Annotated in this window: 16 protein-coding genes; 3 read left to right on the forward strand and 13 right to left on the reverse strand. The window is 57.4% G+C overall.

Translation table 11 applies throughout. From position 1 onward, the window contains the following. Positions 1–31: 31 nt before the first annotated feature. Positions 32–958, forward strand: coding sequence for a YihY/virulence factor BrkB family protein (locus OM794_RS21165; RefSeq protein WP_226246494.1), 927 nt, complete (start codon positions 32–34; stop codon positions 956–958). Between the two features lie 2 nt (positions 959–960). Here the strand turns inward: OM794_RS21165 and ureG are convergent, their stop codons facing one another. The 8 genes from ureG to OM794_RS21205 all read right to left on the reverse strand — a co-directional run bounded on the left by ureG (position 961) and on the right by OM794_RS21205 (position 8033). Further along, positions 961–1599: an urease accessory protein UreG gene (gene ureG, locus OM794_RS21170; protein WP_226246493.1), complete on the reverse strand. Its 639-nt coding sequence runs from the start codon at positions 1597–1599 to the stop codon at positions 961–963. Between the two features lie 12 nt (positions 1600–1611). After that, positions 1612–2325 carry an urease accessory protein UreF gene (locus OM794_RS21175; protein WP_226247020.1) on the reverse strand — a complete coding sequence of 238 codons (714 nt, stop codon included), beginning with the start codon at positions 2323–2325 and terminating at the stop codon, positions 1612–1614. Beyond that, positions 2315–2875 (reverse strand): urease accessory protein UreE, encoded by a 561-nt coding sequence (gene ureE / locus OM794_RS21180; protein ID WP_226246492.1) that lies wholly within the window; start codon positions 2873–2875, stop codon positions 2315–2317. Before ureE ends, OM794_RS21175 begins: the two co-directional genes overlap by 11 nt. A 158-nt stretch (positions 2876–3033) precedes the next feature. Further along, positions 3034–4749, reverse strand: a complete 1716-nt coding sequence (gene ureC / locus OM794_RS21185; protein WP_226246491.1) for an urease subunit alpha — start codon at positions 4747–4749, stop codon at positions 3034–3036. Further along, entirely contained in the window at positions 4746–5114 is a 369-nt protein-coding gene (locus OM794_RS21190) for an urease subunit beta (protein WP_226246490.1), read from the reverse strand. Before OM794_RS21190 ends, ureC begins: the two co-directional genes overlap by 4 nt. A 102-nt stretch (positions 5115–5216) precedes the next feature. Next, entirely contained in the window at positions 5217–5519 is a 303-nt protein-coding gene (locus OM794_RS21195; protein WP_022521353.1) for an urease subunit gamma, read from the reverse strand. A 37-nt stretch (positions 5520–5556) separates the two neighbouring features. Further along, positions 5557–6441, reverse strand: coding sequence for an urease accessory protein UreD (locus OM794_RS21200; RefSeq protein WP_226246489.1), 885 nt, complete (start codon positions 6439–6441; stop codon positions 5557–5559). A 230-nt stretch (positions 6442–6671) separates the two neighbouring features. Continuing rightward, positions 6672–8033 carry a diguanylate cyclase gene (locus OM794_RS21205; RefSeq protein ID WP_226246488.1) on the reverse strand — a complete coding sequence of 454 codons (1362 nt, stop codon included), beginning with the start codon at positions 8031–8033 and terminating at the stop codon, positions 6672–6674. Positions 8034–8223: 190 nt separating this feature from the next. Here OM794_RS21205 and OM794_RS21210 point away from each other — a divergent pair, with 190 nt between their 5' ends. Together OM794_RS21210 and OM794_RS21215 are read left to right on the forward strand one after the other, a co-directional pair. Next, positions 8224–8673 carry an antitoxin Xre/MbcA/ParS toxin-binding domain-containing protein gene (locus tag OM794_RS21210; RefSeq protein WP_226246487.1) on the forward strand — a complete coding sequence of 150 codons (450 nt, stop codon included), beginning with the start codon at positions 8224–8226 and terminating at the stop codon, positions 8671–8673. Next, a complete protein-coding gene (locus OM794_RS21215) occupies positions 8670–9134 on the forward strand; it encodes an RES family NAD+ phosphorylase (RefSeq protein WP_226246486.1) in 465 nt (154 codons plus the stop codon). The genes OM794_RS21210 and OM794_RS21215 overlap by 4 nt, the downstream gene beginning before the upstream one ends. Positions 9135–9150: 16 nt before the next feature. Here the strand turns inward: OM794_RS21215 and urtE are convergent, their stop codons facing one another. From urtE to urtA, 5 genes are all read right to left on the reverse strand, one after another. Continuing rightward, the gene (gene urtE / locus OM794_RS21220) at positions 9151–9858 is read right to left on the reverse strand and encodes an urea ABC transporter ATP-binding subunit UrtE (RefSeq protein ID WP_226246485.1); all 708 of its coding nucleotides are present in this window, start codon (positions 9856–9858) and stop codon (positions 9151–9153) included. After that, positions 9858–10694 carry an urea ABC transporter ATP-binding protein UrtD gene (gene urtD, locus OM794_RS21225; RefSeq protein WP_226246484.1) on the reverse strand — a complete coding sequence of 279 codons (837 nt, stop codon included), beginning with the start codon at positions 10692–10694 and terminating at the stop codon, positions 9858–9860. The genes urtE and urtD overlap by 1 nt, the downstream gene beginning before the upstream one ends. Beyond that, positions 10691–11854 (reverse strand): urea ABC transporter permease subunit UrtC, encoded by a 1164-nt coding sequence (urtC, locus tag OM794_RS21230; protein ID WP_226246483.1) that lies wholly within the window; start codon positions 11852–11854, stop codon positions 10691–10693. The genes urtD and urtC overlap by 4 nt, the downstream gene beginning before the upstream one ends. Before the next feature lie 3 nt (positions 11855–11857). After that, entirely contained in the window at positions 11858–13477 is a 1620-nt protein-coding gene (gene urtB, locus OM794_RS21235) for an urea ABC transporter permease subunit UrtB (RefSeq protein ID WP_226246482.1), read from the reverse strand. A 91-nt stretch (positions 13478–13568) separates the two neighbouring features. Continuing rightward, complete coding sequence (gene urtA, locus OM794_RS21240) at positions 13569–14930, reverse strand: urea ABC transporter substrate-binding protein (protein WP_226246481.1); 1362 nt, start codon at positions 14928–14930, stop codon at positions 13569–13571. Between the last annotated feature and the right edge of the window lie 398 nt (positions 14931–15328).

Here is a 15328-nt window from a genome sequence, read left to right on the forward strand (position 1 = left end):
TAGGGCCTAATGTCCAAGGAGAATAGCAAGCATGGTTCGAAACCACCCATTTGTTAGCGCTGTCTTGCTCCTGCTCCCTAGGTTGGCTCACTTTGCTTGGCGCGTATTACGCAATTTCCTGAAAAATCACGGCGTCCTGCTGGCCGGTGGAGTGGGCTACAACATCCTGCTCTCTATCGTACCGCTTTTTGCCGTGCTCGTTGTGCTGTTAACCCAAGTGGTGGATCAGCAGCATCTGCTCAATGTGCTGGCCGTACAGGCACGCCATATGGCGCCTGCCCATGCAGAGGTGTTGCTGGAGGCCGTTCGCAGCCTGCTGGACTCACGCGACGTGATCGGCATTCTGAGCTTTCCCATTCTGCTGCTATTCAGCTCATTCGCTTTCCGTATGCTGGAAGACGCCCTGGCGATCATTTTCCATGCGCCAGATAGCCCGCATATCAAGCGCAGCGTTTGGGTGTCGGTAATGTTGCCCTACGCCTTTATGGTGGTACTGGGGGCGGCGCTTATGATGCTCACCCTGGTAGTGACCCTGGCCAGTTCGCTGAATGCGCTGGTCATGGCCATTTTCGACCGAGAACTGCCATTGGCGGGGCTGTCAGAACCCGTGCTTAACCTGGCCAGCTTCATCGGCGTTTTTCTACTCTTCAGCGCTATCTACAAAGTGCTGCCGGTGGTGCGCATCGCGTTACGCCGGGCCATCGTAGGCGGCTTCGTCGCGGCACTGCTGTGGGAGGGGGTTCGGCTGTTACTGGTTTACTATTTCGCCAATCTCTCGTTCGTGAACGCCGTCTACGGTTCGTTGGCAGCACTGGTAGTCGTACTGATTAGCTTGGAAGTGGGCGCCATCATTTTACTGTTGGGCGCCCAGGTGATTGCCGAACTGGAACGCAATACCCGCCTTGGATTGCCCTGGTACGTCGATCCCAGCCGCCAGCCGATTACGCGGGTCGAATGACGTTAGCTAGCGGTCGCTTCGGCCTGAGGGCGCCGCTCATCCAGCATCCCTTTATCGAGAATAAAGCGGATGATCTCCTCAAGCCCTACGCCATCATAAAGGTTGGTAAATACAAAGGGCCGCTCGCCGCGCATCTTTTTAGAGTCGCGCTCCATCACCTCTAGTGAGGCGTGCACCTGCTCGGCAATATCGATCTTGTTGATAATCAGCAGATCGGATTTGGTAATACCGGGGCCGCCTTTGCGGGGGATTTTGTCCCCGGCGGAGACGTCAATCACGTAGAGCGTCAGGTCGGAAAGCTCAGGGCTAAACGTGGCCGAGAGGTTATCGCCGCCCGACTCCACCATCACCAGTTCCAGCTTGGGATGGCGCGCCTGTAGCTCGTCTATGGCGGCCAGGTTCATGGAGGCATCTTCGCGAATCGCCGTATGCGGGCAGCCGCCGGTTTCCACGCCCAAAATACGATCCGCCGGTAGGGCGTCGTGCTTGAGCAGGAAGTCGGCGTCTTCGCGGGTGTAGATGTCGTTGGTGACCACGGCGATATCGTAGTAGTCGCGCAGCGCTAAGCAGAGCTGCTTGAGCAGTGCGGTTTTGCCAGACCCTACCGGGCCACCCACGCCAACGCGTAAACAGTGAGTCATAATGGAAATCTCCTAACTTCTAAATAGTCGTGAATACTGGGTTTCGTGTAGGGCGCTTGCCAGGGCTAACCCAGGCAGCACAGGGCCTAACTGATCGTCATCTAACGTCAGTGCCTGATTAACGGCATCCACTAATGCTGGCCGCAGTTGCTCAATTACCCGCTGGGCAGCGGTGTGGCCAAGCGGCAAGGCTTTACAGGCCACCGCCAGTTGGTTCTCCAGCCACGCCCAGGCAAAGCCCAGCAAGGTTTGCCGAACGGATACGCCACGTAAGTGAGCAGTGTAGGCGAATAGCGTCACATAGCCTGCCTGAGTCGGCAATAAGGGCGATAGTAAGTGTTCACTTGGCATTAAATCCAAGCTAGTTAACAAGCGCTTAAGCGAGGCACCAAGGCGACTATCTTCGGCGGCAAGCTCGTCGGTTTCCCGAGTAGCGGCCAGCCACTCATCCCATGCGGCGATTGATTGGCTATCCGCCTGCCCCAATGCTTGATTCAACCGCGCCAGCACCGGTAGCTCGCAGCGGGTTAGGCCATCTTCGAGCACACCGCTCAGCCACTCGGCGAGGCTCGCTTCATCACGCACCCAGTCCAGCTCGAAAGCGCTTTCCAGCCCTTGGGAAAAGGCAAAGGCGCCAATCGGCAGCGCTGGGCTAACCAGTTGCATCAGCCCCAACAGCGCCAGCTCGTCACGTTGGCTTTCTAGCGCGGCGAGTTCAGTGGGCATGGTGATGCTCATGGTCGTGCGAATGCTCATGGGAGTGATCGTGGTCGTGGGAATGGCCGTGCCCGTGGGAATGTCCATGCGAATGACCGTGTGAGTGGCCACCACCGCCTATCTGATTATAGGCGCCCGGTTCCGGGTCAAAGGTATTCTCATGGTGTTCCAGTTCAGCGCCCAGTAGCACGGCGAGTTCTTCTAGCACGTGATCCGGTGGGAAGCGCACCCAAGCGCCTTTTTCGTCTTCACCCAGGGCCAGTTGAACGTGGCGATTGCCCAGGTGGTAGGCCAGCCGCGCCAGCGGTAAGCCAGTACTCACTCTCGCGGTCACCACCGGTTCTACGGCGGCGCAGACACGCACGACTTCGCCACTCTCAGCTTTTAAACCTTCGCCGCTGCGCAGCACCGGGCCGCGATCCAGAAATAGCCCCAGCTCGCGGCCACTATCGCTTTGCGCTTTTAAGCGCCCACGAATGCGTAGCTCAAAGGGCAGCGTGAGTGTGTCGCTGGCGGCGCTCTCCTCCACTGGCCCTAAACGTTCTATCAGTTTCAGCATTGGTATCGTCCCGTTGAAGTTTTCGCGGCCTAGCCGGGGTAGCTCTACGTGAGGGCGCTGTAAATACATCCTTGTAAGCTACTTTTGCCATCCATGGCAAAAGACCCTCACTACGAGCTACCCCAGCTAACCTGACTGTGGAGGTGTCGCCCACTTTTTCAGAACAAATGGTACCGCTGAGCCAGCGGCAGTTCGGTGGCGGGCTCGCAGGTTAAAATTTCACCGTCGCAGCGCACTTCATAGGTTTGCGGGTCGACGGTGAGTTCTGGGCAGGCATCGTTTAGCTTCATATCCTGCTTGCGCACCTGGCGCACGTTTTTGCACGCCGCGAGTTCGCTATTTAGCCCCAGCGTTTCTTTGATGCCAGCATCCAGCGCGGCCTGGCTGACAAAGCTGAGTCGGGTTTGGCTGGCCGCACGGCCGAAAGCGCCGAACATATAGCGGTAATGCACCGGCTGCGGCGTGGGAATCGAAGCGTTGGGGTCGCCCATGGGCGCCGCCGCAATCATGCCGCCTTTGATCATCATCGCTGGCTTAACCCCAAAGAAGGCCGGTTTCCACAGCACCAGATCCGCCAGCTTACCGACTTCGATGGAACCTACTTCGTGAGCGATCCCGTGGGTAATCGCTGGGTTAATGGTGTACTTGGCAATATAGCGCTTTGCGCGGAAGTTATCGGCACCCAGGGCTTCGTCCTCCGGCAGCAAACCGCGCTGCACCTTCATTTTATGGGCGGTTTGCCAGGTGCGGCAGACCACTTCGCCCACCCGCCCCATGGCCTGGGAGTCTGAAGCGATCATCGAGATCACGCCCAGGTCGTGGAGAATATCTTCGGCGGCAATAGTTTCCCGGCGAATGCGCGAGTCGGCGAAGGCCACGTCTTCTGGGATATTGGGATCCAGGTGGTGACACACCATCAGCATATCGAGGTGTTCGTCGATGGTGTTGACCGTGTAGGGCCGCGTTGGATTGGTGGAAGACGGCAGCACGTACTCTTTCGAGCAGGCGGTGAGGATATCGGGGGCGTGGCCACCGCCCGCACCTTCGGTGTGATAGGTGTGAATACCACGCTCTTTAAACGCAGCCAGAGTGTCTTCCACAAAGCCCGATTCATTTAGCGTGTCTGTGTGGATTGCGATCTGCACATCGTACTTTTCCGCCACGCTGAGGCAGTTATCAATCGACGCCGGCGTGGTGCCCCAGTCTTCGTGGAGTTTGAGACCCATGGCACCCGCTTCCAACTGCGCCTCCAACCCTTCCGGCAGACTAGCGTTGCCTTTGCCCAGCAGGCCAATGTTCATGGGTAGATCGTCGACCGCTTGCAGCATTTTGCCAATGTGCCAGGGGCCGGGGGTGCAGGTGGTGGCGTTGGAACCCGTCGCCGGGCCGGTACCGCCGCCAAGCATGGTGGTGACGCCGCTCATCAGCGCTTCTTCCACCTGCTGGGGGCAGATAAAGTGAATATGGGAATCGATACCGCCCGCGGTCAGGATCTTGCCTTCGCCGGAGATAATTTCGGTGCCGGGCCCAATCACGATCTCAACATCGGGCTGTACGTCAGGGTTGCCCGCTTTGCCAATGGCGGCGATGCGGCCGTTTTGAATCCCCACATCGGCTTTGACGATGCCCCACCAATCTAAAATCAGCGCATTGGTGATCACCGTATCCATCACCGTGTCATCGGCGCGTTGGCTCTGGCCCATGCCGTCGCGGATGACTTTGCCGCCGCCGAATTTCACTTCATCGCCGTAGTGGGTGGCGTCTTTTTCGACTTCGATCCACAGCTCGGTATCGCCCAGGCGCACGCGGTCGCCTACCGTGGGACCATACATATCGGCGTAGGCTTGCCGACTGATCTTATTGGTCGACTTCATGACTGACCTCCAGGTTCGCCTGGCTTTTGTGCATTTCGCGCGGCATCGGGCGCGTTAGAGAGTAGCGCGCCCATCACATCGCCGCGGAAACCGTAAATTTCGCGCTTGCCGACATAGGGAATCAGCGTGACTTCACGGGTCTGGCCGGGCTCAAAGCGAATCGCCGTGCCTGCGGCCACGTCCAGGCGAAAGCCTCGGGTTTTGTCGCGATCAAACACCAGTGCCGGGTTGGCTTCGGCAAAGTGGTAGTGGGAGCCAATCTGGATCGGACGGTCGCCGGTATTGGCCACTTCCACGCTAATCCGCTCACGCCCCGCGCACAGCTCGATATCACCTTCTTTTAACTTGTACTCACCGGGAATCATTAACTTGCTCCTTCGTTCTTGTGAGGAGTGAGGCGTTAGGTGTGAGGAGAACACCGCTCTTCACCACTTACTATTCACCCCTAACCATTCACTTCTCACCCCTCACACAATTGGCGTATGGACAGTGACCAGCTTGGTGCCGTCGGGGAAAGTGGCTTCCACCTGCACTTCGTCGACCATCTCGGCGACGCCGTCCATCACGTCTTCACGGCTGAGAATCTCGCGGCCATAGCTCATTAAATCCGCAACGCTGCGGCCATCCCGGGCGCCTTCCATAATCTCAAAGCTGATCAGTGCCACCGCTTCCGGGTAGTTGAGCTTTAAACCACGCGCCTTGCGGCGCTCCGCCAATTGGGCGGCTGAGAACAGCAGCAGCTTGTCTTTGTCTCTTGGGGTTAATTCCATGGGGCATTTCTCCAGCAGTGCATCACAGTGATGCCTATTAGGTTAGCCAAATTCGAGGTGTATGCGCTTCACGCTCGATCCACCGGGGGCGCAGCAGTTGCCAGGCCTGTTCGCATAATGCCCAGGCTTCGTTGCGCGAGTTGCCTAAATAGCGCAGCAGCAGAACACCGTGGCGGACAGTAACCGCCCAGCGCGGGTTATCCGGCAGCGCTTCACGCAAGGCTTCAATGGCCGCAGGCGCGTCGGCAATCCCCACCGCCCAGAGCGTGGCCTGCACCGTGGCACCGCCCTGCCCCCAGCGCCCGGTAAAGCGTGGGTGTAGTGGGTCTAGCGGTTGGCGCTCTAGCCACAACGGCTTGCCATCCAGGGTTAAGCGGAAGTGCTGCTCAATACGTCCGGAAACATAGGGTAAGTCGCTAGCGGGGCGGCCTAGCGCCATCACTTCCCAGCCCAGGCAGCGAGCGCTGCCGTGAAGATCAATTTGGGTGCGCTGCTCGCCCTTGGAACCATCAAAGGCGATGGTCTCCTGGGGCAGCCATTCAAGTGTCGCGCCATCTTCAACGCTCAACCGGGTGTGCTGCGTCCAGGCCACGCCCTGGCTGTCGGCTTTATAGAGCTTATTGGCAGCCGGGGTCGTCAGCAGCGCATGGGCACCGCTCTCTACATGAGCACTAATGGTAAGCGCATCGCCGCTGACTAATCCGCCCGGCGGGTGAAGCACATAAACATGGCAAGCCTCACTACGCCCTTCGGGATAGAAAGGGCGCTGCACCCGCAGTGGCCCTTGATGGCGCGCCTGCACCATGCGAGTTGCACCATCGCGTTGGGCGAAGGTGAGCGCTAACGAAGCTGCCCAGCGGCGGCCAGCATCGAAGCGGTGGCCAGAGGCGATGTGGGGGTTGGCGATATCGCTCAGAATCATGGGTGGCTATCGCTTCCTTACAGTGAGCTTTTCGTTAACCACTGCAATTAATGCGCCAAAATGGTGAAAAACCTATTTTGCGGCCTCAGGAGGGCTTGGATCGTCGCCATAGGTCGCATATCGCGCCCCTAACGCGTACTTAGCGCGCACATAACGCACCAAAAAAGAACGGACAAATACGATACGCACCAAAAATGCGCATTAGCGTTCGCTGCCTACCTCCAGCAACATCACTGAACCACTACCCGATCCCGCCCGCTGCGCTTCGCTTGATAAAGCGCCTGGTCGGCCCGCTGTAAGGAGCGGTGATAGTCGGGGTGACCGTCGTGGAGTGTGACTCCCACGCTGATCGTTACGTTTAGCAGCGTATCGGCGCCGGCGAGCATTGGCTCTTTCGCCACCGACTGACGCAAACGCTCAGCAAATAATCGGCTGCCATCGTGGTCAGTATTGACCAGCACAATCAAAAACTCCTCGCCGCCCATGCGGAACACGTAATCACCGCCCCGGGTGGATCGGTCAAGGATACTCGCCACCTGCTGCAGCACGCTGTCGCCTGCGTCGTGCCCATGGGTGTCATTAATCGACTTAAAGTGGTCGATATCGACCATTAACAGCGCAAAACAGAGCTCCGAATGGCGGGCGATCTCAATCTCGCGGCTAAGCACCACCGACAAAAACTTGCGGTTGAGCAGCCGGGTTAAGCTGTCGCGTCCAGCATCTAAACCGGAGGCACGTTCCAGCACATCGTCGAGCAGCATCAACACTGTACGAGCGGCGTCACGAATCTCACTCAGCGCCTGGAGCCGTTGGCTAGGGTCTTCATGGAGCAGGACTTCCAGCCACTCACGATCCACTTGCTGAATATGGCGAGAGATAGTGGCAATCTCCGGCGCGCCCTCAAACGCATGGCACGCTTTATGGAAGTACCACAGACCAAAATCGGAATTGGATAACCGCGGCAGTGTGGTCAAATCCTGCTGGGCGGCAACGGCAAACATCAGCATATTTTCCCAGTTCAGCAGCGCCGAACGCTGACGTTCACGCTCGTCACCGATGCTTTGAGTAAGAGAAAATAGCTTATACGCCTCTTCGGTGCGCGCATTACGGTCACTGGCCACCGAGTAGGCGTGGCTCATAATTTCCATGGCCATATCGATATGGTCGGAGACATATACCGAAGCATCCCCCGGCGATAGCGGGCTTTTGAAGGTGGCGTTGATCTGCTGATAAAACGCCTGTTTAAGCTGCCGCGCCCCGTTAAGCACCAGGTTAACCGGTATATCGATGCGTGCATGCACCTGCCCCACTTTTTCCTGCTGCTCAACCAGGGACTCAAAATCGGCGTGATCGACGGCAAACATGGCCTTCAGCCAGCGCCGCATTGAAGGGTTTAAACGCTGCTCTACTTGATCATTGGAGAGAAACAGCGAGGCGTGCGGGTCTTCCAGCATCACCTGATAAAAGTGGTCAGCAAAGTAATCACCGTGGCTTTCCACCAGGGCCTCGACGGCTTGCCGCAACGGCTTAGGCGTACGCTCCAGAAGCGTCTGCCACTCGGCGGCGAGCTGATATTTATCTTTATAGCGCATACCCCACCTGCTTCTTATTGCTAAATCAATCAATGTTACAGGCAAAAAATCGCCCGCAACCGAACACAGAACAGGGTTTTAGCGATTAGCCCACCAGATATCTTCTCTCCTATGTGCATCACTTGACGGCGGCAAATGCATCATGCATATCAATTGATAGCGCTTTAAAGTATCAAATGAGGATAACGCCATGGATGTCCATTTCACTCAGTACCAACCACCCAAAGCCTTGGCGTTCGGTTTCTGGCAACAAATTGGCCTGCCTGCCCGTGGCCGAAAGCTGCATGAGTTATTGCATGAAGGCGTTGAGTACCGGGTTTACCCTCAGCTTGCCAAAGTGTCAGGTATTGAGCAGAAAGCACTGGCGAGCTATGTGGACATTCCCCCTGCCACGTTGAGCCGTCGCGCCAAATCGGGCCGTTTCAAGATGGCGGAAAGCGACCGGCTGTATCGCTTTGCTGAACTCTTTAAAGCGGCGCTGGACCTGTTTGAAGGCGACGCCGATGGCGCACGCGCTTGGCTGCTCAAGCCTAATGCAGGGCTAGGCGGGCGCCGTCCTGTCGAAATGAGCGCAACCTCGGCGGAGTATCAAACGGTGCTTAACTTGATCGGGCGGCTTGAGCATGGTGTCTCGGTATGAGCGAGGTCACCGCTTACCGGCTGGTGAAGCGCAAGTTTCAGGAGACAGCGTTTGATGGCGAAGGCGCACGGCTTTACGGTGGGCGCTGGAACAGCCCAGGCAATGCCTGTGTGTATGTGGCAAGCACTGAATCGCTGGCGCTGCTGGAAATCATGGTGCCTCTGGAGAGCTATCGGCTGCTCAACGCCTATGCGCTACTGCGCCTGACGCTGCCCGCCGAAAGCATTCTCAGCGTTGGCGCCGAAGATTTACCTGCAAACTGGCGGGAAGCACCCGTGCCCGCAGAGACCGCCGAACTAGGTGATGGCTGGCTAGCCTCCAACCAGAGTCTGGCACTGGCAGTGCCAAGCGTGGTCGTGCCGAGAGAGCTCAATTACATGCTCAACCCGGCACACCCCTTATTCGATCAAATCATCGCAGCGGCCGAGGCACTGCCCTTCCAACCCGACCCAAGACTTTGAACCGGGTGTGGATAACTTAAACCGTCAGATGCTGCTTGATCAGCTCATTGGTGAGTTCGCTGATCTCGCCTTTGGCCACCGGGCGGCCGCGATCCATGATCACAAAGCGGTCGGCATACTTGCGGGCAAAAGGTAGTTTCTGTTCTACCAGCAGCACCGTTAGGCCATCTTCTTTGATCAGCTGACGGATTACCTGGCCGATTTGCGCCACAATATTGGGCTGAATACCCTCCCCCGGTTCATCAAGAATCAGTAGCTTAGGCTCGATGACCAGAGCCCGGCCAATCGCCAGCTGTTGCTGCTGGCCGCCGGAGAGATCGCCGCCACGGCGGTGTTTCATCTCTTTAAGCACTGGGAACAGCTCATAGACCCGCTCAGGAATCTTTTTAAGCCCGTCGCTGCGGGCGGCAAGGCCGGTACGCAGGTTCTCCTCCACGGTCAGTAGCGGGAAAATCTGCCGCCCCTGAGGCACATAGCCAATGCCCAGACGGGAACGGGCCTCAACGGCCTTTTTGGTGAGCTCGATGTCACCTGCTTCAGTGGCATAGCGCAACTCGCCGCTTTTGACCGCCACCTCACCCATCACGGCTTTCAGTAGCGTGGTTTTGCCCACGCCGTTGCGGCCCATTACGCAGGTGCACTGACCAGTAGGCACTTCAAGGTCAAGATCCCACAGCGTGTGGCTCTCGCCGTAAAACTGGTTGAGTTTTTCAATCTCAAGCATCAGGCGGCCTCCTCGTCGTCAGCACCCAGGTAGACCTCGACCACTTTGGGGTCGTTGGAGACTTGATCCATGGTGCCTTCCGCCAGCACGCTGCCCTGGTGCAGCACGGTCACTTGGCGAGCGATTGAGCGCACAAAGCCCATATCATGCTCGACCACGACCACGGACTGCTTTCCGGCGAGGCCTGTTAGCAGCTCGGCGGTGCGCTCCATCTCCTGCTCGGTCATTCCCGCTACCGGTTCATCCACCAACAGCAGGCGTGGCCGCTGCATTAGCAGCATGCCGATCTCCAGCCACTGCTTCTGGCCGTGGGAGAGGATCCCCGCAGGCTGATGGCGCAGCGCTGTCAGGCCGATGGTTTCCAGCACTTCGTCGATGCGGTCTTTGATTTCGCCGGTCATTCGGGCGGTGAGCGTGGGAAAAATCCGCTTGTCGGCGGCCATGGCCAGCTCAAGATTTTCAAACACCGACAGCGCTTCAAACACCGTTGGCTTTTGAAACTTGCGGCCAATGCCCAGGCTGGCGATATCGGGTTCGTTCATATGCAGCAGATTATGGCGGCTGCCAAACCATACGCTGCCGCTGTTGGGGCGGGTTTTGCCGGTGATGATATCCATCATGGTGGTTTTGCCCGCCCCGTTAGGGCCGATAATGCAGCGCAGCTCGCCATCATCGATGGTTAGATTGAGATTATTAATGGCTTTAAAGCCATCAAAGCTGACGGTGACATCCTCCATATACAGAATCGGCCCATGGCGGACGTCCACCTTTGATGCCTGGGGCACCATAAAATCGAACACCCGGTCACGCTGGGTCAGCGATTGCAGCAAACTCATGCGGTAGCCTCCTTGGACGTGCTGGGTGCGGCTGTATTATCGTCGCGCCTGCGACGCTTGATATAATGAAACAGCCCCGCCACGCCTTTGGGCAGAAACACCGTAACCAGGACGAACATCGCGCCCAAGGCAAATAGCCAGGCGTCCGGCATTACGCCGGTAAAGATGGTTTTGGCGTAGTTAACCAGAATGGCGCCTATCACCGCGCCATACAGCGTGGCACGGCCGCCTAACGCTACCCACAGCACAATCTCGATGGAGAAAATCGGCGAGAACTCGCTGGGGTTGATAATCCCCACCTGGGGTACATAGAGCGCCCCCGCCAAACCGGCCAGCATGGCTGAAACCACAAACACGAACAGCTGAAAGCGTTCGACCCGATAGCCGAGAAAGCGGGTACGCGCTTCGGCGTCACGGGTGGCGATGCTGACCCGGCCCAGCTTGCTGGTCACAATGGCCCGGCACAGGATATACCCAAGCCCGAGTGCTACTCCTGTGGCCAGAAACAGACCCAGCCGCGTGTCATTGCTGCGCAAGTTGTAGCCAAGCAGCTCGCGGAAGTCGGTTAAACCGTTGTTGCCGCCAAACCCCATTTCGTTGCGGAAAAACGCCAGCATCAATGCAAAGGTGAGTGCCTGGGTAATGATCGATAGATAGACCCCGGTAACTCGCGATCTAAATGCCAGGAAACCAAACACCAGCGCCAACAGCCCCGGCGCGATCAGCACCATGGCGAAGGCGAACCAGGCCATATCAAAGCCGAGCCAGTACCAGGGAAGGCTGTCCCAATTTAAAAACACCATAAAATCCGGCAGTACGGGGTGGCCGTAGGTACCGCGTTCACCAATTTGGCGCATCAGGTACATACCCATGGCGTAGCCGCCGATGGCGAAAAAGGCGCCGTGCCCCAGGCTTAAAATCCCCAGGTAACCCCACACCAAGTCTACCGCTACAGCCAGCAGCGCATAGCTTAGGTACTTACCGAACAGATTAACGGTGTAGGCCCCCACATGCAGCGGATTACCTGGCGGCACCACTACGTGCAGGATGGTCACCAGCGCCAAGGCGGCCAGCAGCACACCAAGAAAGATCTGCGTCGAGCGTTCGCTGAATGGGCGTGTCAGCCAAAAGTTAGTCGATGATTCGGTCGTTAGTGACATCGTTTAGCCCTCCGCAGCCCGGCCCTTCTGCGGGAAGAGTCCACGCGGGCGTTTTTGAATGAATAGGATGATAAAGACCAGCACGATTATTTTTGCCAGCACTGCACCCGCCCAGGGCTCAAGCACCTGGTTGATAACACCCAGCGATAGGCCAGCCACCAGCGTGCCCCACAAATTGCCCACGCCGCCGAACACCACCACCATAAAGGAGTCGATGATGTAGTTTTGGCCCAGATTGGGGCCAACGTTGGTGAGCTGTGAAAGCGCCACTCCGGCAAGACCGGCCACACCGGAGCCCAGGGCAAAGGTCATGATATCGACACGGGTGGCGCGAATACCCATGGAACGGGCCATGGCGCGGTTCTGGGTCACGGCGCGCACCTCAAGACCCAGCCGGGTACGTCGCATTACCAGCATCAAACAGGCAAAAACCACCAGTGCAAACCCCAGCACGTACATACGGTTGAGCGTTAACGAAAGCGCGTCGTTAATCACTAATGAGCCGCTCATCCACTCAGGGGTAATCACGGTGCGGTTGAGTGGTGAAATGCCGGTGCGCACCAGCTGCTGCAGAATAAGACTAATACCAAAGGTGGCCAGCAGGGTTTCCAGCGGGCGGCCTTTGAGGAACTGGATTACGCTGCGCTCAATGGCGATACCCGCCAGTGCCGCCACCATAAACCCGGCGGGGATCGACAGAATCAGTGCCAAACCGGGCTGGCCTGGCAGCAGCTGCTGCATCGCCCAGGTGGTGTAGGCGCCCAGCATAATCAGCTCGCCGTGGGCCATATTGATCACGCCCATGACCCCAAAGGTGATGGCTAGGCCTATCGCCGCCAGCACTAATACCGAGCCAAGGCTTAAACCGAAATAGAGGGTTTCCAGGCCTCGGTTGATTTTAAGATTTTGTTCAATACTTATCAGCGCAGCGGTGGCCGCATCGGCGACAACCGGGTCATCACCGTTAGCCGCACGGCTAAGCGCGACGCGTGCCCGGGGGTGCAGGCTACCCTGAAGCGTTTCTACCCCTTCAAGCTCACCGTTCTCCACTTGATAGATCGCTAACGCCTGGGAGAGCCGACGTACCACCTGGCTATCCTCCTCTTCACTAATCAGCTCACTCAGCGGCTGGGCAAGCTCTTCGTCAACTTCACCCAATAACCGCTCTGCCGAAGAGCGGCGGCGCTCTACGTTGGGGGAATAGAGGTCAACCACGGCAATCGCACTGCGCAGCTGATTGCGCAGGTTGTTATTAATGCCGATACGCTCCAGGTCGCGCCGGGACATCTCTCCCAACGCCTCGCCGGTCAGTACATCGGCCACCGGCCAGTCGCGGCCCCGGTTCTCGAGTACCAGTACGAAGCGACCCTCTTCGGTGCGCTGCAGGCGTCCATCCAGCAAGGCCTGCAGCCAATCACGAGCACGCTCGTCGTCGCTTTGCAGAATAGCGGTAATGGCTTCGCCTTTGGCGGTATAAGACTCAACGTCCAGCGCCTCTAACAGCTCAAGCGCGGCCGCATCATTAGTGGAACTGCTGGCGGCGTCTGTTGATTGTGCCTGTGCTGTAAGGGTCATACCCAGCAGCAGGAAACAGAGCAGCGCCAAGGAAAGGAAACGCCTCATGGGGTTCTTCCTTTGGTTATCTAAGAGGGAAAGACAGCGTGCTCCTTGCCGCGCCAACCATCGACACTGCGCGGCAAGGGGATGTTATTCGTTACTCAGCCAGTGCCGCTTCGGCTTCTTCTGCTGCGGTGCTGCCACCGCACGAGCCGTTAACGACGTTAAAGTTGCCGCACTCCATCGGCTTGCGCCAATCGGCAATCAGGTCACGAGAACCCGGCAGGTAGTCAGACCAGGCGTCGCCGGCCACGGTAGAGGGCGTCTGCCAAACGATGTCAAACTGGCCGTTGTCCTGAACTTCACCGATCAACACCGGCTTGGTGATGTGGTGGTTGGGCATCATGGCTGCATAGCCGCCGGAAAGGTTAGGCACGGTCACACCGATAATGGCGTCTTTAACGCTATCAACATCGGTAGTACCCGCTTTGCGAACCGCTTCGGCCCACATGTTAAAGCCGATGTAGTGCGCTTCCATGGGGTCATTGGTCACCGCTTCTTCGTCGCCGGTGTAGTCGATCCAGGCATCGATAAAGTCGTAGTTCTCGTCCGTATCAACGCTCATGAAGTAGTTCCAGGCTGCCAGGTGGCCGACCAGCGGGCCGGTATCAATACCGGTCAGTTCCTGTTCGCCTACGGAGAAAGCGATAACGGGGATATCAGCCGCATCAATGCCCTGGTTGGAGAGTTCGGTATAGAAAGGCACATTGGCGTCGCCATTGATGGTCGAGATCACCGCGGTGGGTTTGCCCTCTTGGCCGAAACGGCTGATTTCAGACACGATATTCTGCCAATCCGAATGGCCGAACGGCGTGTAGTTAACCATGATGTCTTCATCTGCGATGCCGTGTTCGTCCTTGAGGAAGGCTTCGAGGATACGGTTGGTGGTACGCGGATAGACATAGTCGGTACCCACCAGCGCAAAGCGCTCGATACCCACTTCATTGATCAGGTACTCAACCGCAGGAATCGCCTGCTGGTTAGGCGCTGCGCCGGTATAGAAGACGTTTTCCGAGGACTCTTCGCCTTCATACTGCACCGGGTAGAACAGCAGGCCGTTGAGCTCTTCGACGACGGGCAGCACGGCTTTACGCGATACCGATGTCCAGTTGCCAAAGATAACATCGACTTCTTCTTGCGCTAGCAGCTCACGGGCGCGCTCAGCAAACAGCGGCCAGTTAGAGGCGGGGTCAACGACCACGGCTTCTAGCTGGCGACCCAGCAAGCCACCGGCTTCGTTCTGCTGTTCGATCAGCATCTCGACGGTGTCTTTGAGCACGGTTTCGCTGATCGCCATGGTGCCAGAGAGGGAGTGCAGGATGCCGACTTTAATTGGGTCATCATCCTGGGCGATAGCCTGGGTGCTGGCGCCCATAACCGCGGCAGTTAGCAGAGCCGTCGCGAAACGGCCACGTGAGAGGAGTGATCGCGGGTGTGTCGAGCGTTTGAGAGTGTTCATTGTTTATCTCCTTGTACCCCTTATGGTTGGGGCTTGATGATGGGCTTCGCACGTGGGGTTGTTGTGTTAGCTCCCCAATACGTTCACTAGCCATTAACACCTGCAAGGGGTGCGCCAGATTGGCACAAAGTCGCCTTATAGCTATTTAATCAGCCACTTAATCACCATCAAAAAATCTCGACACTCACCAAATGCACCAAAACAAAGCACAACAAAGCGGCTAAGGCCCCCTCTCAATGCACCAATAAGGATCAGTGCACCAACTAAGCACTTGAGGCTCAACACTGAGCTTTTTGAACACAGACCAGTAACGTCATACTTACGCATTAGCTACAAAACGACGCTTTGTCATCAGGTAAAACGGGCATAAAAAAAGGAGCCTTGGCATTACCAAGGCT

This window comes from Halomonas sp. BDJS001, assembly GCF_026104355.1.
Lineage (GTDB): Bacteria > Pseudomonadota > Gammaproteobacteria > Pseudomonadales > Halomonadaceae > Vreelandella.

What these genes read in the sequence shown, in the direction of transcription:
- ureC (WP_226246491.1), bottom strand. Translation starts at nt 4,749, where the DNA reads ATGAAGTCGACCAATAAGATCAGTCGGCAAGCCTACGCCGATATGTAT.
- OM794_RS21190 (WP_226246490.1), bottom strand. Translation starts at nt 5,114, where the DNA reads ATGATTCCCGGTGAGTACAAGTTAAAAGAAGGTGATATCGAGCTGTGC.
- ureG (WP_226246493.1), bottom strand. Translation starts at nt 1,599, where the DNA reads ATGACTCACTGTTTACGCGTTGGCGTGGGTGGCCCGGTAGGGTCTGGC.
- urtC (WP_226246483.1), bottom strand. Translation starts at nt 11,854, where the DNA reads ATGTCACTAACGACCGAATCATCGACTAACTTTTGGCTGACACGCCCA.
- OM794_RS21175 (WP_226247020.1), bottom strand. Translation starts at nt 2,325, where the DNA reads ATGCCCACTGAACTCGCCGCGCTAGAAAGCCAACGTGACGAGCTGGCG.
- OM794_RS21165 (WP_226246494.1), top strand. Translation starts at nt 32, where the DNA reads ATGGTTCGAAACCACCCATTTGTTAGCGCTGTCTTGCTCCTGCTCCCT.
- urtD (WP_226246484.1), bottom strand. Translation starts at nt 10,694, where the DNA reads ATGAGTTTGCTGCAATCGCTGACCCAGCGTGACCGGGTGTTCGATTTT.
- OM794_RS21210 (WP_226246487.1), top strand. Translation starts at nt 8,224, where the DNA reads ATGGATGTCCATTTCACTCAGTACCAACCACCCAAAGCCTTGGCGTTC.
- urtA (WP_226246481.1), bottom strand. Translation starts at nt 14,930, where the DNA reads ATGAACACTCTCAAACGCTCGACACACCCGCGATCACTCCTCTCACGT.
- urtE (WP_226246485.1), bottom strand. Translation starts at nt 9,858, where the DNA reads ATGCTTGAGATTGAAAAACTCAACCAGTTTTACGGCGAGAGCCACACG.
- OM794_RS21195 (WP_022521353.1), bottom strand. Translation starts at nt 5,519, where the DNA reads ATGGAATTAACCCCAAGAGACAAAGACAAGCTGCTGCTGTTCTCAGCC.
- urtB (WP_226246482.1), bottom strand. Translation starts at nt 13,477, where the DNA reads ATGAGGCGTTTCCTTTCCTTGGCGCTGCTCTGTTTCCTGCTGCTGGGT.
- OM794_RS21205 (WP_226246488.1), bottom strand. Translation starts at nt 8,033, where the DNA reads ATGCGCTATAAAGATAAATATCAGCTCGCCGCCGAGTGGCAGACGCTT.
- OM794_RS21215 (WP_226246486.1), top strand. Translation starts at nt 8,670, where the DNA reads ATGAGCGAGGTCACCGCTTACCGGCTGGTGAAGCGCAAGTTTCAGGAG.
- ureE (WP_226246492.1), bottom strand. Translation starts at nt 2,875, where the DNA reads ATGCTGAAACTGATAGAACGTTTAGGGCCAGTGGAGGAGAGCGCCGCC.
- OM794_RS21200 (WP_226246489.1), bottom strand. Translation starts at nt 6,441, where the DNA reads ATGATTCTGAGCGATATCGCCAACCCCCACATCGCCTCTGGCCACCGC.